This is a genomic window from Akkermansia sp. AE01SA01 (genome assembly GCF_036417395.1).
In the GTDB taxonomy this organism is placed as follows: domain Bacteria; phylum Verrucomicrobiota; class Verrucomicrobiia; order Verrucomicrobiales; family Akkermansiaceae; genus Akkermansia.
Genome location: NZ_CP143890.1, coordinates 2,178,014 through 2,202,670, shown reverse-complemented (window position 1 = coordinate 2,202,670; position 24,657 = coordinate 2,178,014). Strand labels below are relative to the sequence as shown.

Here is a 24,657-nt window from a genome sequence, read left to right as displayed (position 1 = left end):
GCGAAGAGCAAGCGCAATGTATGCCACAGGGTTAAAAGAAAATGAGGATGTACTAATCCGCCATTTGATGGATTGCAGGCACTTCCGGCGTGCCGGGAATGGAACGCAAGAAGAGGCCGGGCGGCAGCTTTTTCCGGTCACGTTCCGTGGTGTGGCCCAGCCTCTGCAGCCTGCGTATTTCCAGTTCCAGCTCCGGCATCAGATCCGCCAGGTGCGTGGCGGACACATGCTCCCTGTGCAGGTGCATGAGCAGGCCGTCGCGGATGGCCGCCTCCGGTGATGCGGTGGCGAATTCAGGGAACAGGACAGCCAGTTCAGATGCGTATAAATCTTTCAGCGGCATAAAATCTGCCACGCAGGCTGTCCGGATGGCGCGGAGGTCCGTTGTGATGTCCGTTCCGTTCAGGGATGAAAGCAGGAGCGCCCCCTCTTCGTCCGCCAGAGCGCGCATGCGGCATGCGGAAAGACAGCCTTCTTCTGCGGAACCGGGCTTCACTTCACTCATGGGCGGCAGGCTGATGGTACGGATTCCCAGTCCGGCGGCCAGATGTTCCGCACGGGCAATGTCCTTTTCCGGCGTGCCGGACAAACGGGGAATGAATCCTGTGACGGGGAGATCGGGGAGTGATTTTTTCAACACATGGGCCAGCAGGCTTGAAGAAGCGTTCTCCAGCAGGTTCAGGCATGCGGAGCCGCAGCCTGCCTTCAGGATGAAATCCGCCGTCCCCTTGCGGAGCGCATGCCGGGTTTGTCGGTCCGGGGCAGGGAGTGGGGCGGTTCCGTCCGCTGGTGTTTCTGCCGGGATAACTGCCGCGTCCTGTTCAAAGAGCCGCAGCCTGGCGGTCAGCTCTCCCGTGCCGGTCCACAAGGATGAAGCTCCAGGGAGCAGGAACGGGCCTTCCCCTCCTGCCAGGCGGACGGTCGCCACGGGAAGGGATGTTTCCAGTGCCAGACGGCGGCTTTCCTCTTCGTCCCGCTCCAGTTGTCCCTCATGCCAAGGAGCCGGAGGCATGCGCAGAAGCAGGCACGGCGCGAAAAATGAATGTTCACTCTGTCCGTTCAAGGAACGGACGATAAATTCCCCGGATTCCTTTTCCCGGAACAGGCCTGTGGCCGGGGCTGCATTTTTCTCGTGATGTTCCGCCGGAATGACGGCATCTTGGGGAATGAGACGGCTTGAGAGGAGCAAATAAAGGCGGATGCCCCCGGCATCCGGAGCGCCAAGCAGAAGGGGAACTTCCGTTACTTCACGGGCCAGATATTCAAGGGCAGCCTGGTGTTGTGCCCGGAAGCCGCTGCGCAGGGCCAATTCCCCCGTGTGCCTTCCCCCCAGGGCCAGAGGCGGGCAAATGACGATTTCCGCTCCCCGGTCCAGGCAGGTCCGGTACAGTTCCACGATGGCCCGGAGATTTCTGGGGAATTGGCCGGGAATGGTTTCCGTCTGGATCAGTCCTGTTCGCAACATGGTTCGGCAGGCTAGCCCATTCCGCGGTTTCGGACAAGCCGGGATGCCGTGAATTCTCCGTAAAGGAGAATATTCCTGTGGAGTTTTTACAGCAAGGAGCTTGTCATGTCCGCGCTTCATGGTATGATCCGTCCCGATTGCCCGCCGTCCGTTGGCGGGGGCATCAGTCCGCAACTATTTATGAGGGAACAGTCAACACAGGGGCAGGAACCCGCTGCGCAGAACATCTTGCATTTATGGCGCGAATACCTCCGCCCTTACAAGTTAACCCTGGCGGGAGCTGTGCTCGGGGGCGTTATCGCCGCCATTTCCAGCGGCTTCGGCATTCCGGCGATCCTGCAGTCGGTATTCTCCGTGATCTTTGACGGGGAACCGCTTCCCGTCTATGCGGAACGCCTCATGCTGCTGTTCGTGCGGCCTGAGGAACTGCCCTGGCTGACCGTCTGGGTGGCGGCGGCCCTGCTGCCCCTTGTCGTGGTGGTCCGAGGCCTGTCTTCTTTCGTCAATGTCTATTTGCTGTCCAAAATAGGGCTGGGCGTGCTGGAAACCATCCGGCTCAAGGTGTACAGGAAATTTCAGGACCTTTCCCTTTCCTTCCACGACCGCTGCCAGCGGGGGGACCTGCTGAGCCGTCTGATGCAGGATACCCAGTTTCTCCAGGGCGGCCTGGTTCAGATTGCCAATGATCTGATCATCCAGCCCCTCACCCTGTTGGGTGCTCTGGGATTTCTGGTTTACAAGGCGTCCGTCAGCCAGCAGTTCCTGATTCTGCTGGCCAACATGCTCCTGGTGGGGGCCTGTGTGATCCCCATCCGCTATATCGGCAAAAAGATGCTTGTCCGCGCACGCACGGTGCAGGCCAGCCAGGGGGATCTTTCCTCCACGCTCCAGGAAAATTTTTCTTCCCAGCGGGACATCCGCGCCTTTGAACTGGAGCAGCAGCAGACCAACCTCTTTAAAAACAGGATACGCCGTTACATCCAGGCTTCCATCAGCGTGGTCCGATGGCAGAGCCTGTTGACGCCCCTGATTGAATTCGTCAGCGCCGTTGCCATGGCCGCCACCCTCTTTGTCGCCAACATGAACGGGATGAGCATGGGGGACTTCGCCTCCCTGGCTACGGCCATGTACCTTTGCTATGAGCCGGTCAAAAGGCTGGGAGCGGTCCACAACAAGGCGGAGACCCTCAAAGCCGGGCTGGAGCGCATTAATGAAGTGCTGCATGCCGCGGATGACGTTCCCGAACCGAAAACCCCGAAAAGTCCGGAAGAATGGAAGGGGGAAGTCGAATTCAACAATGTCTGTTTCAGTTATCAGGAAGATGCCCCTGTCATGCGGAATATTGACGTCCGCATTCCGGCGGGGCAGGTGGTTGCCCTTGTCGGTCCCAGCGGGGCGGGGAAAACGACTTTCATCAACTTGCTGTGCCGTTTTTACGACGTGCTCTCCGGCAGCGTGAAGGTGGACGGAGTGGACGTGCGGGAAATGAGCAAAAGGGACTTGCTGTCCCACATTGCGCTGGTGTCCCAGTATCCCGTTCTGTTCCGCGGGTCCGTGGCGGACAACATCCGCATAGGCCGCCCGGAGGCTTCGGACAAAGAAGTGGAACAGGCAGGGAGGATGTCCGCCGTGGACAGTTTTGTGAATGAGACTGGGGAAGGCTACGGCCGGCTGATCGGCGAGATGGGGGAAGGGCTCTCCGGCGGACAGCGTCAGCGCGTGTCCCTGGCCAGGGCGTTTCTGAAAGACGCTCCCATTCTGGTGCTGGATGAAGCCACGGCATCCCTGGACATGAAGAGCGAGGAACTGATCCAGAAGGAAATCGAGAAGCTGGCTTCAGGAAGGACCACCTTCATCATTGCCCACCGGTTCAGCACCATCCGCATGGCGGACCGCATTCTGGTTCTGGAAGGGGGGCGCATTGCCGCGGACGGCACGCATGAGGAACTCATGGAAAAATCCCCCCTGTACCGGGATCTTTACACCAAGCAGCAAATGATTGCGGAAGAGGAAGGAGGCTCGTCATGTTAAGGCAGTTTTTCGAGTACGCGCGGTATTTGAAGCCGGTGGTGAAGCTGTTCATCGCCGCACTGGCCGCCGGAGCCCTTGCCGCCGCCGCCAGCGGCTTCGGCTTCCCCGTGATGATTGCCAAGGTATTCCCCGTGGTATTCGACAATACGCAAATTCCGCCGGAAATACATGACATCATTGCCCGGACGGTAGCTCCGGAACACATGCACGTCGCCGTGCTTGTCGCGGTGTGTTCCCTGCTTCCGCTGATATTTGCCATCAGGGGAATAGGCACCTTTTTCAACGTGTACTGGATCAGCATCGTCAGCATGAAGGTGCTGGAGGAAATCCGGCTGGACGCCTTTTCCAGGCTGCAAACCCTTCCCCTGTCGTTCATCGACCGCCAGAAGCGCGGAGACCTTATCAGCCGTCTGCTGAATGACGCCGCCGGCGTGCAGAGCGGCCTGGTTGTGGCGGCCAATGACATCATCAAGCAGCCCCTTACGCTGCTGGCCGCGCTGGGATTTCTCGTTTACCAGGTCTTCGTCAATCCGCATACGGCCATCGTGCTGCTGAATCTCGGGCTGATTGCCCTGGCGGTGTGGCCCATCCGCTTTTTCGGCCGCCGCATCATGAAGAAAGCCAAGCTGGCGCAGGAGGAACTGGGGAACATCACCGCCGCCGCGCAGGAAAACCTGGCGGCGCAGCGTGAAATCCGCTCCTACGGCATGCAGGAACAGCAGGTGGGATTATTCCTGGGGCTGATCCAGCGGTTCTTTCAAATTAACCTCAGGACGGTAAAATACAGGCATTTCCTGGTGCCGGTCCTGGAAATCGTAACGGCTCTGGGCCTGGGCATCCTGCTGGTGAAGGGAAATGAAATGGGCATGACCAAAGCCGAATTTACGGCCCTGGCCGCGGCTCTGTTCATGTGCTATGACCCACTCAAGCGCCTGGGCGTCACCCTCACCAACCTGAAAAGCGCGTATGCCTCCCTGGAGCGCATCAACTACATTCTGAAAGAGCCCGACACCATGCCGGAGCCGTCCGACCCCGTTCCGCTGGGGCGTGCGGCGGGCAGGCTGGACTACGATCATGTTTCCTTCTCCTACGACGGAGCCCGCCATGTGCTGAACGGCATTGATATCCACATCCGCCCCGGTGAGGTGGTGGGGCTCGTGGGGCCCAGCGGAGCGGGGAAAACCACCTTCGCCAGCCTTCTGCCCAGGTTTTACGACGTCAGTTCCGGCGCCGTGCTTGTGGACGGCGTGGACGTGAGGGCCGCTACCCTGCACGACGTGCGCAAAAACATCGCCTTCGTCTCCCAGCATCCCGTGCTGTTCCACGGCACCATCATGGAGAATATCCGGCTGGGGCGCCAGGACGCCACGGATGAGGAAGTCATCGCCGCCGCCCGTTCCGCTTCCGCGGACGAGTTCATCATGGGCATGCCGGAGGGCTACCAGACCGTGCTTGGCGACGGCGGAAGCGGCCTGTCCGGAGGCCAGCGCCAGCGCGTGGCGATTGCCCGCGCGTTTTTGAAAGACGCCCCGATCCTGATTCTTGACGAAGCCACCGCCTCCCTTGACGCGGAAAGCGAGGCCCAGATCCAGCATGAACTGGACCGGCTGGTGGAAGGCAGAACGGCGCTGATCGTAGCCCACCGCTTCAGCTCCATCCGGGTGGCGACGCGCATTCTGGTGTTTGAGGATGGCCGCATCGTCGGGGACGGCACCCATGAGCAATTATATGCCTCCTGCCCCCTGTACCGGGAACTGTACGACCGCCAGTCCCTGTAAAGGGACTGCGGCAGAAGGGCCGGTTTTGCGGGAAGAAAGGGCCGGGCTTCCCTCCCGGCGGCTGGCCGGAGGAAATATGGCTGTTTTTTCTCAAGGCATGGAGGAAAGAGCTATTGTCAAACAGGATGCATGATGTAGTATTCCGCCAGCATGAATACATTGGACGAATCTCTGACGAACGCCGTGAAAGAGGGTAGGCTTTTGGAATCTTCCCTGACCAACATCCGCCTTCTTCTGGCGGGAACGAGGTCTCCCGTGGCGCGCCAGGCCGTGGAGGAGTTGGCCGCCGCCGGACAATGGCAGGAACTGAATGACCGTTTTTACAAAACCCTGGCTTTCGGCACGGGGGGGCTCCGCGGCCGCACCATCGGTAATGTGGTCACGACTGCGGAAGAGGGGAAGGGCGGCGTGAACGGCCGTCCGGAATATCCCTGTGTGGGAACGGCCTGCATGAACTACTTCAACGTGGGGCGTGCGATGCGCGGCCTGATCATCTATGTGAAAAAACACGTGGAGGCTACGGAGCCGGGAAGAAAGCCCCGGCTGGTCATCGGGCACGATACGCGCCATTTCTCCCGTGACTTTGCCGAATTCTGCGCCGGAATCGGCACGGACCTGGGCTGTGACGTTTATCTGTTCGACAGCCCCCGCGCCACGCCGGAAATCTCCTTTGCCATCCGTGAACTGAATGCGGACTCCGGCGTCGTGCTGACCGCCAGTCACAACCCCTCCCACGACAACGGCTTCAAGGCCTATTTCAGCGACGGCGCCCAGCTTGTCCCCCCGCATGACAAGGCGGTGATTACGGAAGTGAACGCCCTGACTTCGGAAGAATACGAACCCCTGCCGGAAAACCGGAGGGGAGAACTCCACGTGCTGGACTCCTCCTTTGACCGCATTTACATGGACAGGCTGAAATCCGTGCTTCTGCGCCCGGAACTCTTCGCCAAAGGAGGCGCCAAAATCGTTTACTCCAACCTGCACGGCACGGGCGGCCACATCATCGTTCCGCTGCTGAAGGAATTGGGCTGCAATGTGCAGACCGTGGCGGCGCAGGACGTACAGGACGGACGTTTCCCGACCGTGGCTTCCCCGAACCCGGAAAATCCGCCGGCACTGGCCATGGCCATTGAACAGGCGGACGCTTCCGGAGCGGACATCGTCATCGCTACGGACCCGGATGCGGACCGCATGGGCGTGGCCGTGCGCGGGGAAGACGGAAAAATGCACCTGCTGACGGGCAACCAGATCGGCTCCCTGCTGGCCTGGTACCGCTGCATGAGCATGTCGGAACTCGGCATCATCAATGACTCCAATCGTTCCCGCGCCGTCATGGTGAAAACATTCGTCACCACCGGGCTGCAGGACGCCATCGGCCACCACTTCGGGTATGAAGTGGTCAACGTACTCACGGGGTTCAAATACATTGCCCAGAAGCTTGGGAAATACGAGGAAGCCATCCCGGCGGAAAAACGCAGGGACTACCGCAGGATGAGCGAGGAGCAGACGCGGGCCCTGCGCCTGCAATACAGCCGCTACTTCGTTTTCGGCGGGGAGGAAAGCTACGGTTACCTGGCCCAGGACTTTGTGCGCGACAAGGATGCCAACTCCGCCGCCATCATCTTTGCGGAACTGGCCGCTTATGCGGAAAGCGCCGGAAAGAGCCTGCTGGAACTCCTGCATGAGCTCTTTGAAAAATTCGGCGTCTATCTGGAAATGGGCAAATCCCTGGTCATGGAAGGTGCGGACGGTGCCGCCAAAATTGCGGCCCTCTCCGCATCCTACTCCGCCAATCCTCCCGCGGAACTGGACGGCGTTGCCGTCAGCGGCATCCGTGACTTTTCCAAGGGGGACATGGTGGACGTGGAAGGCGATCCCATCCCTGCGGAAAAGATGATCTTTGTGGACCTGGCGGACGGCCGCAGCTTTGCGGTGCGCCCTTCCGGCACGGAACCCAAGATCAAATACTACCTCTTCGGCCACGGCAAGCCGGGTGAGCTCGTGAAGGAGGCGCTGCCCAAGGTCCAGGCCTCTCTGGACTCCCTGTGGGCGGCCGTGGAAAAGGATGCCCGCACCCGTTCTGACAGCTAAATATTGTTAACAAATTCGCCCCGGCTACTACGCAATGTGGACGGGGCGAATTTATTTTCTTGCCAAAGGAGGCGGATTTGAGCAGTTTATAGTCCTTATGACATTTGCGGTTCAAAAAACCCTCTGCCTGGTTTCTGCTCTGTTTGCCGGGCTTATACTCTCCTCCTGCTCCTCTTCCCAACAACAAGTTGAAGCTCCTGCGCGCCTTCCCGCCTACAGCTTCGTTCCCGGGAAGACGGCCGTTCTCCACAACGGAAAAGCTATTCCCCCCAGGAATGCCCCCGTCCAGGTGAAACGGGCCATCGCAGCAGCCAACTCTCTAGTCAATAAACCCTACCGGATGGGGGGCGGCCACAGGAAGCACTATGATACTCATTACGACTGTTCCGGCAGCACCTCTTTTGTCTTGAAAGAAGCCGGCCTCCTGACTTCCACCCGCCATTCCAAGCTGTTCCTTAATTACGGGCAGAAAGGGTCCGGGGACTGGATCTCTGTTTATGCCAAGAACGGGCACGTTTTTCTGGTCATCTGCGGCCTCCGGTTTGACACTTCCGGCAGCGGCAGGCGCGGCGAAGGCCCGCGCTGGAGGGTGGACGGCCGGAACACCAAGAACTTCCTGGTGCGCCATCCCACGGGACTTTAACCCGTCCTCTGCGGTTTCAGACCGTGTTTTTTGTGTATGTTCGCACGGGCTTTCTTGATCAATGAAGCCTGATGTGCTATCAGGTGTGAGGACGTTGATAGTTCCTTGACTTTCATGGCTAAGACAAAAATTCACGTAGGGCTTGAAATAGGCACGAGCAAAACCTGCATGGTCGTGGGCGAAGTGAAGCCGGACGCGACCGTGACGATCATCGGCGTGGGTGAAGTTCCTAGCGAGGGGGTGGTGCGCGGAGAAATAGAAGACACCTCCAAGGTCATCCAGTGCGTTTACGACGCCTGGAACATGGCCCAGGACCATGCGGATGTGGACATCATGACCGTTTACCTCTCCGTGACGGGGGCCCACATCGTGGGACAGAACAACCGCGGCACCTTCCGCCTGCCTCCGGATGAAAGCATCATTTCCCAGGAGCACATGGACGAGGTGACGGAAATCGCCCGCGACGTAGCCCTGGGACCGGAACAATTCGTCCTGCACCGCGTGCCGGGCCTCTTCTCCGTGGACGGGCAGGAAAACCTGACCAATCCCGCCGGACTGACCGGCAGGACGCTGGACATTGACTGCCACATCATTCACGGCATCAAATCCCGCATCACCAACTCCTTCCGCTGCGTCAGAGAAGTGCCTCTGGACATTGCGGACGTGGTCTTTGCGCCCATCGCTACGGCCCAGTTCGTGCTCAACAGGCAGGTGAAGCAGGCGGGTGCGCTCCTGATAGACATGGGGGCGGGCACCACGGACTATGTGCTGTATCTGGACGGCCAGCTCGTGGCCTCCGGCTGCGTGCCGCTGGGCGGGGACCATATCTCCAACGACATCACCCTGATGACCGGCATTCCCCTTCCGCAGGCGGAACTGCTGAAAAAGACGGAGGGTGACGCCAACAGCTTCTCCGGAAAAACCAATGAAATGGTGCGCGTGCGCGGGGAAGGCGGCATGAAGGACGCCGCGGTTGAACGCAACGTGCTCAATGAAATCATACGTTCCCGCCTGCTGGAAATCTTCAATCTGGTCAAATCCTCCCTGCCCAAGGACACCTTCAAGGGCAACCGCTGCCACGGAGTCTATCTGTGCGGAGGCGCCAGCCTGATGCGCGGCGTGGGCGAACTCGCCTCCCACGTATTCGGCGTGGCGATCAGCCGCCCCACGCTGTCCAAAAACGGAGCCCCCTCCTACCTGGACGACCCGCGGTATTGCACGGCCATCGGCCTGATCCGCTACGCCCAGATTCTGGACGCGGAGCTGCCGCCGCAGCGGAGCTGGCTGGGCCGCCTCTTCGGCCTCTTCTCCAAGGAACGCTCCTGACACCCCCACATCCCTATCACCATGCTGGACTTTTCTACACGGGAACCGGCCGCGCGGTCCGGAAAAACCTGCCTCTTCGGTGCAGGTTCCGCAGGCACCAAGGTCATGGAGGAAGTGCTGGCCCTGGCGCCGCAGACCTCCTCCGTATGCGCCATGAATCTGGACGCACGCCTGCTGAACGCCTCCTCCGTCCCCTGCAAGATTCATCTGGGCGCCAGAATCACCCGGGGGCTGGGATCGGGCGGGGACGCCTCCGTGGGCGCCCAGGCGGCGCGGGAAAGTGAATCCGCCATCCTGCGGGCCCTGGAAGGCTGCGACCTGGCCGTCATCGCCGCCGGGCTTGGCGGCGGTACGGGGTCCGGCGTGGCTCCGGAAGTCGCACGGCTTGCCAAGGAACAGGGCGCCTATGTCGTCAGCGTCGTTATCCGTCCTTTCGGTTTTGAGGGGGAACGCCGTTCCTCCCTTGCGGATGAAGCGCTGGCCCGGCTGGCCCTGTACTCGGACATGGTGCTGCGCTTTGACAACGACGCCATGGAAAGCCTGATTGATTCCGACAAGGGAGTGCTGGAAGCCTTCTCCGTCGTCAACGCCCTCATGGCGCGCGCCGTGCTGATCGTACCCTCCCTTCTCGACTCCTCCGGGAGCCTGCTCCAGGTTGGTCTGGACGACCTGCTGTGCGTGGCCGGAGCGGGGAAGGGCATCTGTTCCTTCGGCGTGGCGGAATCTTCCGTGAACGCCCCTGTGGAGGAAATACTGGCGCAGGTGAAAAATTCCCCCCTCTTTCTGGAAAAGCGCCTGAGTGCGGTGGACGATGTTCTGGTGCTGGTCCGCGGCGGAGCTTCCCTGACCCTCCAGCGTCTGGAAATGCTGGTGAACGGCATGGCGGAAATGCTGGGCGGTTCCGTGCGCCTCCATATCGGCGCGAGCGTGGCGGACGGCATGGATGACCGTCTGGCATTGACCGTACTGGGTGTCGTGCCGGCGGAAAAAACGGCGTCCCGCCCCGTTCCGCCCCTGAAGCCGGAAACGGCGGCACCTGTGGAACCGGAATTGGTTCCGGAGGAAAGTCTTTTTGCCGGGGCCGGGAAAACCATTCAGCCTTCTTTCCCCGCGGCGATGCCGGAACCCGAACCGGAGCGGCCCGTTCCCTCCGTCAAGAGCAATGAGCACGAACTGGAAGAGGAACTGGTGCCGGTAAGGCCGGTCCTCCCGGCGCCGGGTGCCGTCCCGCCGCCGGAAAGCCCCCTGGTGGAGGAAAAAGGCGGGACGGATGAAAAACCGGAGGAAGAACCGGAACCCGCTCCCGACATCAAGGGGCTGGAGGAAGGCGCTTCCCCCGCGGAGGGCGAGGAAGAACGCGCCGGGCACGGCTTGTTCGCCCGCGTGCGCCCCCTCATTCTGGACGGGGAAGACCTGGACCTTCCCCCGGCGCTGAGAAAAAGGAAACCGGACCAGAACTGATGCCTTCTCCCCGCGCGTCCAGGTTGTGGTTTTGGGCGATAATTCTCGCCTCCCTCCTGTATGTGGCTCTGCTCAGTTGGTGGAGTCCGTTCACGTCCGATACGTACCACCATGCCCTCACGGGCATGGAACACCGTTTTTCCTTCACTCTGGTCTGGGAACGCTGTGTGGATTCCTACATGACCTGGAATCCCAGGATAGGGGAATATCTGGCATTTGCGGTGGCGACGGCCGGCAAATGGCTCTTTATCCTGCTCAATCCCCTGGTGCAGGTCGGTCTGGCGCTGATGATGTTCTACCTGGCTGCCGGGCGGAGGGTGAACCCCCGCTCCTGGCCGGGCGTGCGGCTGTTCGGACTGGGCCTGCTCCTGCTGTTCACCTGTACGGCCCGTCCCGGCGTCACCATTTACTGGCTCTCCGGGGCAACCAACTATTCCTGGGCCGCCGCCCTGTGGCTGGGATTCCTGTGCCTGTACCGCGGTCTGGCGGAAACGGAAAACCAAGCGCCGTCCGGCTGGCGCAGGTGGGCGGCCGTGCTGGTTCTGGGATTCCTGGCGGGCATGACTAATGAAAACAACATCCCCGGGACGTGGCTCCTGCTGGGAATCTTGTTCCTCTTCGTCCGCGTGGTCCGGAGGAAAAAACTGCCGCTGTGGTTTTATGGAGGCCTTGCGGCGCACGTGGCGGGTTCGTGCTGCATGCTGTTCGCCCCCGGAGTCTCGGCCCGGATGAACTCCGCCGCGCCCGGTTGCGCCGTGCCTCTCTCCGGCATTCCGGACAGGCTGGAATCCGTTCCCGTCCTGCTTGCCAGAATGCATGAATACCTGGCGCTTCCCCTCTTGCTGGGCCTGGCTGCGGCCTGGATACTGTGGAAACATTCCGGCAGGGACCGGAAGGCGTTTCTTCCGTGGAGAACGGAAATGGGAACGGCAGCGGCCTGTATAGTGACGGCATATGCCATGGCGCTCTCCTTCTGTGCCGCCGTGATTCCGGCGGACCATGCCATGTTCTCTGCAACCGTGTTGTTCGGTACGGGCGTCATGGCACTGATCCATGTCTGGTACGGCCTTCCCGGCGCTGTTCCCCGTCCGCGGATATTCATTGTCTTCTTTCTGGTCTTCTCCAGCGCATGCGTTGCCTCCACGCTGTACGACCACCTGCTGATGTACCGCCAGCACCGGGAACGCGTCAACATGATTCTGAAACAAAAAAAAGCCGGAATCCGGGACCTTTCCGTTCCGCCTTTCTCCCGTCCGTCGCCCTGGTGTTCCTTCATCTTCTGGGTGGATTTGTCCGAATCGCCGGAGGACTATGTTAACCGTGGCGCGGCCTCCTACTATGGAATCCGGAGTATCAGGACAAAATAAAAGGGGAATAACTTCCTGCCTGTCTTCCTTTCTTCCGGTTGTTTTTTCCCTGCGACAAGGTACGGGTTGTGGAGCGTGGAAATGTGCGGGCCGCCCGGATGGAAACGGCCTGAAACTGGGAGGAAAAGAAAAAATGAAATACGGAAGCTGAATGGAAAATATCCCGTTGGGGGAAGCGCGGATGCGGAAAAAATCAAATTGAGAGGCTGGTGGAGAGGCAAGGAAAAGCGGATTTACATCCGGCAGGAAAAAAGACTTTATGGAAACGGTGATTGCTTTTTGGCGGGAAACAGGTAGGCCGTGGAAGAACAAAACCTTCAGCCGGAATTCGGCCATGAGGAAACAAACGGTTGAATGGACTGGATAGCAAGGCGGAATACTTGGACGGAATCTTTGTGCAGAAATCATCGCGAACATAATCACGTCAGGGAAATGCGGTTTTCTTCTTTCTGCTGTCCGCTCTGATGGATATTCCAACGCTTGCCCAAACGGTTTAGTCGCACCTCATGTGAGGTGCGACAATTGCTGCACTATTGCCGCCGTAACCGCCGTAAGGTTTCAATCCACGCACCTCGTGTGAGGTGCGACCACGGGAGCGGAATTGTAGGAGTGGGGAGACACGGTTTCAATCCACGCACCTCGTGTGAGGTGCGACCAACTTGGAACTTGAGAAAAAAGCCGATGAATAGGTTTCAATCCACGCACCTCGTGTGAGGTGCGACCCTCCCTGTGCTGCGAATGGCCGGTACCTGGCGGGTTTCAATCCACGCACCTCGTGTGAGGTGCGACAACGGTATCTATCAAACAACTAAACAAATGTATGGTTTCAATCCACGCACCTCGTGTGAGGTGCGACCAACTACCTGCTTAAACCCAAACCAAACCAAAACGTTTCAATCCACGCACCTCGTGTGAGGTGCGACTCAAGCGGACATGGGTTCCGCTATTGCCCGTGTAGTTTCAATCCACGCACCTCGTGTGAGGTGCGACCTTAATGTTTTCAAGCTCTTTTAATAATTCCGTAGTTTCAATCCACGCACCTCGTGTGAGGTGCGACACCATTTAATCTGTAATTATTTGAGTTAATGAAGGTTTCAATCCACGCACCTCGTGTGAGGTGCGACTCTATACGAAGGAGGAAACCCGCGGGCACGTGACGGTTTCAATCCACGCACCTCGTGTGAGGTGCGACGGGGCAAGGGCATTATCTCCCCGGAACAGGTGTGGTTTCAATCCACGCACCTCGTGTGAGGTGCGACCGCCGGCGCCAAGCACGCCTTGGAAAATGGAAGAGTTTCAATCCACGCACCTCGTGTGAGGTGCGACGCGTAGTCTCCGTCTCGCTCCACCAGGGTGTGGAGTTTCAATCCACGCACCTCGTGTGAGGTGCGACGCGTGAATCCTTCCGGCCCATAAACTCCTAACATAGTTTCAATCCACGCACCTCGTGTGAGGTGCGACGCCAGACCAAATTTCATGCGGACAAGGTGCACCAGTTTCAATCCACGCACCTCGTGTGAGGTGCGACACGAATGGACTCTACTGGGAATCAGTACCATAGAGTTTCAATCCACGCACCTCGTGTGAGGTGCGACGGCAGGGGAGGTATCCGGCTGATGTTCAGGTGGGCAGAGGATGTTTTGCGCCAACCTGTTTATCAGAGGGATATTTCCAACCCGCCGTTTATTGTTTCCATGATGTCAATATGCAGTCCTCAATAACTTGTAGCAATCGCCGGTGTCCCGGGAATTTTCTGTGAGCTTGAGGTTGACGCTGTCCGGCAGAAGGGAGGTGGGCATGTTCCTTCTTTCTGCCCTGGCATTCCAAGGTGGAAGGGAGTTTATCCGGAAAGCTCAAGCGCGTCCAGTTTCCTTTCCGGTGAACAGGGAAGGAATGTTCTTTCCTTTAATCCATCGGGATCCGGTAGGAAGGGAGTTTCTTGAATTCGTCGCTTTGCGGGCCCTTGTCCGTGGTGCCGTTGTTGGGGGCGGCGTAGGTGTCCAGCGTCATGGAGTCCGGATGGATGGTCAGGATGTAGTAGGCCGTGATGCCGGAACGGTACTGGAGGGTCTTGACCCGGGATTTTGTGGGCAGCAACAGCGGCAGAGGCAGCACCTTGTTCCCGGCGGGGGCGCAGATGAGGGAGGTCAGCCTGTGCTTCCTGTCCGGGGAGGTAATCGTGTAGAGGTCGTGGGCGTGCAGGTGTCCCGTGACGACAAAGCGCACGCCGGCTTCCCGGAGGTTGCGGTAAAAGATGTTCTGTTGTTCGGCGGCGCTGTCGTTGTAGCGGCCCCACAGGCATTCCCGGAATTGCATGGGCGTTTGCAGGGTCCGGTGAGTGAACACCAGGCAATGGCGGGGGACGGAGTTCGCCTTGTTCCTGTTTCTCTTGATCCACGCGCTGAAGTCCACAAGCTGGGCCGGAGTCAGGTCGATGTCCATGAAGTACAGGGAGGCATTCTTGTGGCGGATGCCGTAGTTGAGCTTTCTGGTCGCCAGTCCCTTGGCCTCCTGTTTGCGGGTGGGCAGGAAGAGTTCGCGGAATTGAACGGCGCGCCCGGGAATGGCTTCGTGGTTGCCGCGCAGGGCGTAGAAGGGAATGCCTTTTTCCTCCAACATTTTGTTGAGTTCCTTGCGTTTGGCAAGTCCCTTGACGGGTGCGCTTCCCTGAATGTCCGCCATGTCGCCCACCTGGATGACCATGTCCACCTGGTGCTTCAGGATCTCTCCGTAGAGGGTCTTGATGAAATTGACGGCCACGCCTTCGCTTCCTTCCATGCGAGGGGGCGCGTCGTGCGTATCTCCGATGATGGCGATTTTCCAAGGTTCTTCCGCCCACGCAATTTGAAGCAGAAAGATGAAGAACAGGGCAATGAATCTCATGGCTTCCCCATTATTGTCAGGGATCTTCCTTCATGCCAGAAAAAAATCCCGGATGCGCCCTGCGGGTTTCATTCCCGTTCCTTTTGGAAAAGGAGGCGGCAAATCCCGTTTTCTTCCCCATCCGGCAGGGGAAGAGGGAAGGGAGCCGCATCCGGATATCATCCTGTGGAACGCCCCGGCTATGGACGGGCTGAAAAAAACAATGGACGTCGCGGTTTCTCCCCTGCGCCAGTCGGCATACCGGGGCCACGGTCCCCAAGAGCCGGGGCAGGCGCGGCGGGTTCCGGGAGAGGACAGGAAGCCCGGTCTTTTTCCCGGCTCGGAATGAAGCCCCCGGCGGCACTGCAAAGACTCGGTCACGAAAACAGTACGTCATGGGAAAGGGAATAAAAAGGACCGTCCCTGCCGTGAGGCGGAACGGTCCTGAAAAGGGGAAGAAACCGGGAGACGGAGGGAGTTACTGGACTTGCAGGTTTTTCGCCTGTTCTTCCGTGAGTTCGATGCAGTGCCAGGGCAGGCCGCGCTTGTTGAGCTCCTCCATGAACGGATCCGGGTCGTTCTGCTCCATGTTGAAGACTCCGGCTCCGGACCATTTGCCCGTGAGGATCATTTCCGCGCCGATCATGGCGGGAACTCCCGTGGTGTAGGAGATGGCCTGGGAGCCTACTTCCTCAAAGCATTTTTCGTGGTCGCAAATGTTGTAAATGTACACGGCCTTGAATTTGCCGTCCTTGACGCCGGTGATGACATTGCCGATGCAGGTTTTTCCCTTGGTCGTTTTGCCAAGGTCTCCGGGGTTCGGCAGCACGGCTTTCAAGAATTGCAGCGGAATGATTTCCACGCCGTTGTACGTGACCGGGTCAATGCGGGTCAGGCCCACGTTCTGCAGCACTTCCAGGTGCTTGAGGTAGTTCGGGGAAAAGGACATCCAGAATTGAGCCCGGCGGATGGAAGGGATGTGCTTGACCAGGCTTTCCATTTCTTCATGGTACATGCGGTAGATTTCATAGGTGCCCACTTCCTGCGGGCAGTTGAAGCTCTGGTGCATGCTCATGGCGGGCGTTTCCCGGAAGGCTCCGTTTTCCCAGTGGCGGCAGGGGGCCGTTACCTCGCGGATGTTGATTTCCGGGTTGAAATTGGTGGCGAAGGCCTTGCCGTGGTCGCCGCCGTTGACGTCGATGATGTCCAGCGTGTGGATTTCATCAAAATGGTGCTTGAGCGCCCAGGCCGTGAAGACGTTGGTCACGCCCGGATCAAATCCGGAGCCGAGCAGGGCGAAGAGCCCGGCTTTGCGGAATTTGTCCTGGTACGCCCACTGCCAGGAGTATTCGAATTTGGCTACGTCCCGGGGTTCATAGTTGGCGGTGTCCAGATAGTTGACGCCGGTTTCCAGGCAGGCGTCCATCAGGGTGAGGTCCTGGTAGGGAAGGGCCACATTGATCAGCAATTGCGGCTTTACCTCCCGGATGAGGGCTACAGTGGAGGGTACGTCGTCCGCATCTACGGCATGGGTGGTGATGCTGATGCCCGTTCTGGCGCGCACGTCGTCCGCAATGGCGTCACATTTGCTTTTTGTGCGGGAAGCCAGGTGAATGTTCTGAAAAATTTCCGGCAGTTGAGCGCATTTATTGGCTACTACATGGCCTACGCCGCCTGCTCCGATGATTAAAACTGTATTCATGACAGGTCCAGTACATAAGGGAAAAGAGGCTGAAAGGCAATCCCGGAATTGGTGCAATAGTGTCACTCCCCCCGTGTTGCCGGAAGATCGGATTCTCCCGCAAGCCGTCTTTCGTTTTACAAAAGGGAGAATGTTGAATTTTGGATATTTTTAAAAATGATTGGGATAAAGGGTGGCATGCGGCAGGCACCGTCTTAATGTGAAATCCTAGCCATGGCCAGATGCCTTCTGCCGATAGTTGTTGCCGATTGCACCCTGTTTTGCCGTGGAAGGATGGCTGACCGGTATGGACGCTGCCAGAAAGAAAGTTGCCGAACAGTATGGCATGGCGGGATTTCCGGTCCGTAGTGTTTGCGGATGCTTCCGGCAAGTCTTTCGGCGTTTTGTGGGGAAATGCCCAGGGAAGACGTCATAAAAGCCATGCAGAACAAGGAAGCCCTCCAGGCGGCGGAAATCTGCGTTGCGAAGGCTTCCACGGATGAGCCAGGTCGCGGCGTGGAATGTTTCCCGATTCCTTCCTATGGGAAATAAGGATGGCGTTTGATGGCCGTATTTGGTCCATCTGTCATTTTCACCGGATATGATGCGCCATTTTGGTTGTTTTCTAAAAATGATTGAACGGGAGATTGACGGCGTGTGTCCGACCCTTCAATATTGATTGTAGCTATGATTAGACAAATTCTGCCAATAGTTGTTGCCGCCTGCATCGCACCCTGCTTTGCCGCGGAGGGATGGCTGACCGATATGGACGCCGCCAAAAAGGAAGCTGCCGAACAGAAGAAGGACTTGATGATCGAGTTCACCGGTTCCGACTGGTGTCCGCCCTGCATGCAGCTCCGCGCCAATGTGTTCAGCAAGCCTGATTTCCAGAAGGAAGCTCAAAAGAACTTTGTGCTGCTGGAACTGGATTATCCGCGCGGCAAGGAACAGTCCGCTGAAATGAAGGCGGCCAATCAGAAGCTTGCCGAACAGTACGGCGTGACGGGATTTCCGACCGTAGTATTTGCGGATGCTTCCGGCAAGCCCTTTGGAGGCTTTGTTGGCGGAAGGCCCAGGGAAGACGTCGTGAAAGCCATGCAGGACGCCCTGAAGAATAAGGAAGCCCTCCAGGCGGCGGAAGCCAGCGTTGCGAAGGCTTCCACGGATGAAGCCAAGGTTGCTGCGCTAATGGAAGTTCTTAAGCTGGCCCCCAAAGAGTATGTGGACAATTTCTACGGTGACGTGAAAGCGGAAATCAAGAAGCTGGACAAGGACGACAAGTCCGGTCTGAAAGCTGCGGATGCCCACGCCGACCAGCTCAAGAAGGAACGGAAGGAAGTGCAGGATTACCTGGCCGGCAAAATGACGGCCAATACCACGCCCGCCGAAGCTCTTCAGGTAGTGAAGTCCTATCCCGACCGCGACAAACTTCTTCCGGAAACCCAGCAGGAATTGCTGATGATGGAATTCGGCACTTTCCTAAATTCTACAGGTGATGTGGACGGCGCCGTACTGATTCTGGACAAGGTCGCGGAATTGAAGCCTGGTACGGAAGCGGGCCAGCAGGCCCCCCGCATCAAGGCTGGAATCCTTGCCAACAAGGACCGGATCAAGGCTCAGATTGAAGCTGCTAAAAAAGCTCAGAACAAGTAGCTGACACTGTTTTTCTCCCTCCTGATACGGGGGAGTGCCCCGCAACGGCCCGCATGGCCATTGCGGGGTTTTTCATGCTTGCGGAAGCCATTTGCGTGAACAAGTGCGGAAGAAACCTGCGCTGCCTGCGGAAATGTTGTTCCGTACGTTCCTTTGATGGTTTTTGCAGGAACGGGAAGCAGCTCGAAGGACGGCCCATGAGTCTTCCTATAGAATAAAAGCCGGCCCCGGATGATACCGGGACCGACTTGTTGCCTTGTCTGTTTCCTGATGTAAAAGAGAGGTTATTGAAGCTTGATGACGGTATCCCATTTGTCCCAGGACATGCCTTCGGGAAGCGTGATTTTGTACTGGCCGTCTTCCTTCTCCAGCTTGGCTTTCTTTCCGTTGAACTTGCCGTCCACGATTATTGTCGCCTTAGTGAATTTCTCACCCGTATCCTTGATGAACAGGTGTTCGGAACCTTTCAGTTCTTTTCCTTTCTGCGCAATCAGGGGGCTGACGTGGAGGTAAACGGTTTTTTTGCCGTTGCGGTTCATTTTGTAGCAGCTTCCGCCCCAGGGCATATCCTTGTAGGGGCCGCCGCGCGTGCCGTAGATAGCCTCACGGTAGGGGGCGATCCACTTGCCCATGGCCAGGAAGGTATCGGCCTGTTCGGGGACGAAGGTGCCCAGCGGAGTCGGCCCGATGTTGTAAAGCAGGTTTCCGTCCTTGACTGTGTTGTTGATCAGGAATTTGATGGATTCTTCCAGTGGCTTGACTTTGGCTTTGGAGGTGTAGGACCAGTTGCCTGTCCAGCGGGTGCCGGGAATGTCGGCCACTGTCATGCAGCTTTCCCAGGGAGTTTTGTCATTGAACGGTCCCAGCTTGCATTCCGGAGTCAGAAAATCGCCTTTCAGGTCTTCCGCCAGGGGACCCTTGTTGCCTCCTCTGGTGCCGTTCATGCGGTTGTTGATCAGAATGTCGGGCTGGTATTGCTTGATGCGGCGGATCATGGTGCGAGGATCCCACTGGTTGAGGGAGCTGTTGCCCAGGTTGTCGAACCAGATGATGTCCACCTGCCCGTAGCGGGTAAGCAGTTCGCTGATTTGTCCGAAGTAATATTCCAGATAGCGGTAATGCTGGTTGGTCAGGTAATAGGGGTTGTACCAGTCCCGTCCGGAGTAGTAGAAGCCCAGTTTAAGCCCGGCCGCATGCACCGCCGCTGCAAATTGGCCCACAATGTCCTTGCCGTAAGGGGTATTGGTGATGGTAAACGTATCGTAGGCAGAGGGGAAGTTGCAGAAACTGTCGTGGTGCTTGCTCGTCAGCACAGCATATTTCATGCCGCTCTTCCTGGCGACGGATATCCACTTTTTGGGGTCATATTGTTTGGGATTGAAACGGCGGTAAGTGGAATCGTATTCGAAATCCATGACGTTTTTCTTGCCGCTGTTGCTGTCAAAGGGACGGGCGGCATTGCGTTCCCAACTGATTTCCCGTTCCAGCAATGAGGAAGGGTTCCAGTGGATGAACATGCCAAATTTGGCGTCTCGGAACCATTGGAGCTGTTCTTCATTGGCCTTGAAGTCGAAGAGCCGGTTAATGGCTTCATTGACCAGGTCGCGGTCCTTGACCGGGGAGAAGATGTTTTTCTCCGGAGTGAAGACCACCAAGCCCTCGGCCATGGGCTGAAGCCGGAAATTGGGTACGGGCGCCTTCTCCTTGTCCCCCAGCCAGAGATTGAGTTTCAGCGCCCTGGCTGCGTTGCCTATTTCGTAGGCTTTCTGGCCCCCCGCTTCCTCCATGATCTCGTCGGGCAGTTCCTTTTTGAAAACGGCTTGAACAAAAGGCTGGTTTACATAGATTTTCCCGTTTTCCCGGAAGGGCCGGATATCTTCAGGAAGGGGCACCCGTTCGTTATTGACCATGGCGTAGGGTGAACCGTGGAGCTGGCCGGTTTCCACGGTGAAATAGACGGCGTCTTTGAGTTTTTCCGACAGCTCTTTCTGAAGGGCATCCACATTTTCCTGGTAGGTGTTGGCGGAATCAAAGCGGTTATTGATGCTTTCCGCCTGTTTTTCCGTGATCACCGGACCTATCCACGGACTGGCAATGGCGTCTTTCGTGCCGCTGCCCACGATGATGCGGAAGTACTGGCCTGCGTCCTTGTCCGTCAGCGTGTAGGATTCCTTGTCCTTTCCCTGCTGGACAAGAATGGGTTTGCCGTTTCTCGAATCACTCCTTTCCCAGCGGATGACGGGACTGGCAGGTTCGTCGTCCGGGGTGCTGTAGCGGCTTTCCAACGTGGTTCCCGTTATTTCTTCCCCATTGATCCAGGCCCTGAGCCAGGGGGCCGTGTCTGCCGCCGCTGCCGCCAGGGAGGCGCCTGCAAACAAGGCCAGGAGGCAAAACAGATGATGTTTGAATTTAAACATGGAAAAATGATAGGGGGATATTCGGGAAAAGCCAGTTTGGAGTGCAGACGACCAGGAAAAGACCAGAATCACGTCAGCCCGCAAAGTGAATTTCTTTCAGGTGAAATCTTGCGTGGACAGCGGAAACCTGACAGAATCCGGCCATGCGCCTGTTCATGATTTTCTGCGTGATGTTCCTGCTTGCAGGATGCGACACGCATACCAGCGTGGAACGGGCGCAGGAAGACGGGATTCTGATTGTGGGTAATAACACGGAGCCCCAGAGTTTTGATCCGCACGTAGCCACCTCCGTTTCCGACTTCAAGATCATTAACGCCGTGATGGAGGGGCTGCTGCGCGGGGATTCCCGGAAGGATTCCGTTTTTCATCCCGCCGTGGCGGAATCGTGGGCGCACAATCCGGAAGCGGACGTATGGCGGTTTTTCCTGCGGAAGGATGCCGTGTGGAGCGACGGGACTCCGCTGACGGCCCATGACTTCGTGTATGCCTATCATCGCTTGTTGCATCCGGAATTCGGCGGCAGGTATGCGGATATGCTTTATCCCCTGAAGAATGCGGAGGCGTACAACAGGAATTTCCGCAGTCTGATTTTATGCGGTCCCGGCTCCGCATTTGCCGCGGAATACAGGCTGGATGCGGCCCTGATGGACTGCGTGGACTGGAAGAAGCTGGACGGCATGGATGCCCCGGAACTGGAAGAACTGGCCCGGGAGCCGTCCCTGATGGAATGGCCCGCCGGAATGCCGGCGGGTGCCGCAAAACGGATGGCGGCCATCATGCTGGAAGACGTCCGCGCCGGACGCCCTGATTTGTGGGATGCCGCGCATGTGGGCGCGCGCGCCGTGGACGACCATACTCTGGAGCTGGCGATGCGCTCCCCGATGCCCCAGCTTCCCCTGCTGCTTTTGCACTGCACCTGGTTTCCGGTCCCCCGCCATGCAGTGGAGGCCCATGGAGGCATGCTGAGCCGGGCGGGGGCATGGACCAGGCCCGGAGCGGCCGTGGGCAACGGTCCTTTTGTGATGGCGGAGCACCGTTTCAATGACTATGTGGAGGTGAGGCGGAATCCCCGGTACCGGAATGCCGCGGCGGTCCGCCTGAACGGAGTGCGCTTTCTTCCCACCGTGAACGGATTTACGGAAACCCGCATGTTTTTCAACGGCAAGATGCACGTGACCAACAACGTGCCTCCGGAGATGACGGCGTACGCACGGGAGCGCGGCGGCGCGGACTTCTGCCAGGACGATTATTACGTGACTATTTTTTACCGGCTGAATACCGGGCGCGGGCCGTTGAAGGACGTCCGCGTGCGGAAGGCCCTTTCCATGGCCGTGGACAGGGAGGCGCTGGTGCGCGATGTGGTGTGCGGAGGAGGGCAGCCATGCTTCGGTTTCACGCCGGACGGCGCGGGGTACAGGACTCCGCACGGCGTGGAATTCAATCCGGAAAAGGCGCGCGCCCTGCTGGCGGAGGCCGGGTTCCCCGGTGGGGAGGGGTTCCCCCGGCTGGAATTGATGACTACTTCGCGCGAGGTGCAGAAGACGATGGCGGAGGCCATTCAGGGCATGTGGAAGAAGCATCTGGGGATTCATGTGGAAATACGTTCCTGTGAGTGGACCGCCTACAAATTCGCCCAGAATTCCATGCAGTATGATTTGAGCTCCTCCTCCTGGTCCGGGGATTACCTGGACCCGTCCAGCTTTCTGGATTTGTGGAGCGCCGCTTCCGGCAACAACAATACGGGTTGGTTTCATCCGGAATATGAACGCCTGCTGGCGGAAAGCCGTGCTACGGGTGACCAGGAAAAGCGCATGGCCCTGCTGGCCCGCGCGGAAGCCCTGATGCTGTCGGAATCCCCCGTGATTCCGCTGTACTGGGCCAGGCGCTCCTACCTGAAAAGGCCGGAGGTGCGGGGCTGGCACCCCCTCCTGCTGGACAACCATTTGTTTGAGGACATCAGCCTGTGCGCCCCGCGGGCCAGAGGAAAGGGGGGACGGCAGTGACCAGAATGATCCTGAAACGCATAGCGCAGGGGACCCTCGTCCTCTTTGTGCTGGAAACGGTGACGTTTTTCCTGATCCGCCTGCTCCCCGGCCACCCCTTCATGGGTGAAAAGAAGTTGCCTGAACATGTCCTGCACCAGTTGCAGGCCAGTTACGGACTGGACCAGAGCGCCCTTGTCCAGTACGGGCACTATTGGTGGAACATGCTGGCCAACGGCGACTTGGGGCCTTCCCTGGTGAAGGAGGGCATCAGCGTGGCGGACATGATCGGGCAGTCCTTTCCGGTTTCCCTCCATCTGGGCGTCCTCGGCATGGTGATTTCCATCATGGTGGGGATTCCCGCCGGCATTCTGGGCGCCCTGTATAAAAACCGCTGGATTGACTGGTGGGTGATGCTGGTGTCCATGGCGGGCATCTGCGTTCCCGCCTTCGTCGTGGCTCCGCTGCTGGGCGTGGGGCTGGGTATGCATGTGCCCGGCCTGAGCGTGGCGGGGTGGGACACCCCCGGCTGCGTGCTGTTGCCGGCTCTGACGCTGGGTCTCGTAAACGCCGCCTACCTCGCCCGGCTGACGCGCGGCGGCATGCTTGAGGTTCTGAGCCAGGATTTCATCAGGACAGCCCGAGCCAAGGGAGCAGGGCCTTTCCGGGTAGTCTGGAAGCATGCCCTGCGCGGCGGCCTGATTCCGGCCATTTCCTATCTGGGGCCGGCTTTTGCCGCCATGATTACCGGCTCTTTCGTGGTGGAAACCTGCTTTCAGGTGCCCGGAATGGGCCAGCACTTCGTGAACGCCACCACGGACCGGGATTATTTCCTCATCCAGGGGCTGGTGTTGTTTTACGGCATTCTGATCGTCACGGCCAATCTGGCCGTAGACCTGGTTCAGATGGCCGTTAACCCGAGACTGAGAGTGGAGTCATGAAAAAAGAAAGCCTGAACGTGCCGGAGGAACAGGGTTCCTCTCTGTGGAAGGACGCTTTTCTGCGGCTTTCCAGGAACAGTGCGGCCATGTGCTCCCTGCTGGCCCTGGTCCTGATCGTGGCCTCCTGTTTTCTGGTGCCCCTGCTGCCGTGGCTTCCGCATCCCAACGTGCAGGACCTGTCGCGCATCGCGGAAGCCCCTTCCTGGGACCACTGGTTCGGCACGGACCAGCTGGGGCGGGATCTTCTGGCGCGCGTGCTGTACGGCGGCCGCATCTCCCTGCTGGTCGGCGTGGTCGCCACGGGCGTGTCCCTGGTCATCGGCGTGGCGTATGGCTTGGTTTCCGGCTATGCCGGGGGCAGGCTGGATGCCCTGATGATGCGCCTGGTGGACGTGCTTTTCGCTCTGCCGTTCATTGTGCTGGTGATCATTTTCTCCCTCTCCGTGGAGGAACCTTCCCGGCAGCTCACGCAGTGGATATCCGACATTACCGGATGGTCCGTGGAAATGGTGAGCCCCATTACCGGGCTTATTCCGCTCTTCATTGCCATCGGTGCGCTGGGGTGGCTTACGCTGGCGCGCATCGTCCGCACGCAGACTCTGGAATTGAAAGGGCGGGAATTTGTGGAGGCGGCCCGTTCCCTGGGCTTAGGGCATGTAAAAATCCTCTTCCGCCACATAGCTCCGAATTTGTTCGGCTCCGTGATCGTGTACACGACGCTGGCCGTACCGGGAATCATGCTGCTGGAAGCCGTCCTTTCCTTTCTGGGATTGGGCGTAAAGGCCCCCAATTCTTCCTGGGGCACGCTCATCAAGGAGGGAGCGGACCGGATGGAAGTGAGCCCGGAACTGCTCCTGTTCCCGGCCCTGCTGTTCTCCGTGACCCTGCTGGCGCTGAATTTTCTGGGGGACGGACTGCGGGACGCGCTGGACCCGAAGTCCTCCAAGGATTGATTTTTT

At 58.6% G+C, this 24,657-nt stretch carries 16 protein-coding genes and 1 CRISPR repeat array; of the genes, 12 read left to right on the top strand and 4 right to left on the bottom strand.

The window, feature by feature from the left end; genetic code table 11:
* Positions 1–52: 52 nt before the first annotated feature.
* Positions 53–1,465, bottom strand: coding sequence for a hypothetical protein (locus V3C19_RS08875; RefSeq protein ID WP_295932850.1), 1,413 nt, complete (start codon positions 1,463–1,465; stop codon positions 53–55).
* A 123-nt stretch (positions 1,466–1,588) separates the two neighbouring features.
* Between V3C19_RS08875 and V3C19_RS08870 the strand changes: the two genes are divergently transcribed.
* The 7 genes from V3C19_RS08870 to V3C19_RS08840 all read left to right on the top strand — a co-directional run bounded on the left by V3C19_RS08870 (position 1,589) and on the right by V3C19_RS08840 (position 12,162).
* Positions 1,589–3,496 carry an ABC transporter ATP-binding protein gene (locus tag V3C19_RS08870; RefSeq protein WP_330937076.1) on the top strand — a complete coding sequence of 636 codons (1,908 nt, stop codon included), beginning with the start codon at positions 1,589–1,591 and terminating at the stop codon, positions 3,494–3,496.
* Entirely contained in the window at positions 3,490–5,274 is a 1,785-nt protein-coding gene (locus tag V3C19_RS08865) for an ABC transporter ATP-binding protein (protein WP_130084570.1), read from the top strand. Before V3C19_RS08870 ends, V3C19_RS08865 begins: the two co-directional genes overlap by 7 nt.
* 150 nt (positions 5,275–5,424) lie before the next feature.
* Complete coding sequence (locus V3C19_RS08860) at positions 5,425–7,365, top strand: phospho-sugar mutase (RefSeq protein WP_295876499.1); 1,941 nt, start codon at positions 5,425–5,427, stop codon at positions 7,363–7,365.
* Positions 7,366–7,462: 97 nt separating this feature from the next.
* On the top strand, positions 7,463–8,008 hold the full coding sequence (locus V3C19_RS08855) for a peptidoglycan endopeptidase (protein WP_295932841.1): 546 nt from the start codon (positions 7,463–7,465) through the stop codon (positions 8,006–8,008).
* A gap of 114 nt (positions 8,009–8,122) precedes the next feature.
* Positions 8,123–9,334, top strand: coding sequence for a cell division protein FtsA (gene ftsA, locus V3C19_RS08850; RefSeq protein WP_130084567.1), 1,212 nt, complete (start codon positions 8,123–8,125; stop codon positions 9,332–9,334).
* Positions 9,335–9,355: 21 nt separating this feature from the next.
* Positions 9,356–10,795, top strand: coding sequence for a hypothetical protein (locus V3C19_RS08845; RefSeq protein ID WP_302388162.1), 1,440 nt, complete (start codon positions 9,356–9,358; stop codon positions 10,793–10,795).
* Positions 10,795–12,162, top strand: coding sequence for a DUF6056 family protein (locus tag V3C19_RS08840; RefSeq protein ID WP_130084565.1), 1,368 nt, complete (start codon positions 10,795–10,797; stop codon positions 12,160–12,162). Before V3C19_RS08845 ends, V3C19_RS08840 begins: the two co-directional genes overlap by 1 nt.
* A gap of 487 nt (positions 12,163–12,649) precedes the next feature.
* Positions 12,650–13,757: a CRISPR direct-repeat array (repeat unit 33 nt; unit sequence GTTTCAATCCACGCACCTCGTGTGAGGTGCGAC).
* 310 nt (positions 13,758–14,067) lie between these two features.
* On the opposite strand, the gene V3C19_RS08835 is transcribed toward V3C19_RS08840, so the two are convergent.
* Positions 14,068–15,045 (bottom strand): metallophosphoesterase, encoded by a 978-nt coding sequence (locus tag V3C19_RS08835; RefSeq protein ID WP_130084564.1) that lies wholly within the window; start codon positions 15,043–15,045, stop codon positions 14,068–14,070.
* A 52-nt stretch (positions 15,046–15,097) separates the two neighbouring features.
* Here V3C19_RS08835 and V3C19_RS08830 point away from each other — a divergent pair, with 52 nt between their 5' ends.
* On the top strand, positions 15,098–15,373 hold the full coding sequence (locus tag V3C19_RS08830) for a hypothetical protein (protein ID WP_149874201.1): 276 nt from the start codon (positions 15,098–15,100) through the stop codon (positions 15,371–15,373).
* 129 nt (positions 15,374–15,502) lie between these two features.
* Here V3C19_RS08830 and V3C19_RS08825 read toward each other — a convergent pair whose 3' ends face one another.
* Positions 15,503–16,726, bottom strand: a complete 1,224-nt coding sequence (locus tag V3C19_RS08825) for a saccharopine dehydrogenase family protein (RefSeq protein ID WP_295876485.1) — start codon at positions 16,724–16,726, stop codon at positions 15,503–15,505.
* Between the two features lie 666 nt (positions 16,727–17,392).
* Between V3C19_RS08825 and V3C19_RS08820 the strand changes: the two genes are divergently transcribed.
* Positions 17,393–18,358, top strand: a complete 966-nt coding sequence (locus V3C19_RS08820) for a thioredoxin family protein (RefSeq protein WP_130084561.1) — start codon at positions 17,393–17,395, stop codon at positions 18,356–18,358.
* A 284-nt stretch (positions 18,359–18,642) separates the two neighbouring features.
* On the opposite strand, the gene V3C19_RS08815 is transcribed toward V3C19_RS08820, so the two are convergent.
* Entirely contained in the window at positions 18,643–20,775 is a 2,133-nt protein-coding gene (locus V3C19_RS08815) for an alpha-L-fucosidase (RefSeq protein ID WP_130084560.1), read from the bottom strand.
* A 143-nt stretch (positions 20,776–20,918) separates the two neighbouring features.
* Here V3C19_RS08815 and V3C19_RS08810 point away from each other — a divergent pair, with 143 nt between their 5' ends.
* From V3C19_RS08810 to V3C19_RS08800, 3 genes are read left to right on the top strand one after another with little or no spacing between them, the layout of a single operon-like run.
* A complete protein-coding gene (locus V3C19_RS08810; RefSeq protein ID WP_295931318.1) occupies positions 20,919–22,778 on the top strand; it encodes a peptide ABC transporter substrate-binding protein in 1,860 nt (619 codons plus the stop codon).
* Positions 22,779–22,783: 5 nt separating this feature from the next.
* Positions 22,784–23,698: an ABC transporter permease gene (locus V3C19_RS08805; RefSeq protein WP_295876478.1), complete on the top strand. Its 915-nt coding sequence runs from the start codon at positions 22,784–22,786 to the stop codon at positions 23,696–23,698.
* Positions 23,695–24,651, top strand: a complete 957-nt coding sequence (locus V3C19_RS08800) for an ABC transporter permease (protein ID WP_295876476.1) — start codon at positions 23,695–23,697, stop codon at positions 24,649–24,651. The genes V3C19_RS08805 and V3C19_RS08800 overlap by 4 nt, the downstream gene beginning before the upstream one ends.
* Positions 24,652–24,657 lie beyond the last annotated feature (6 nt).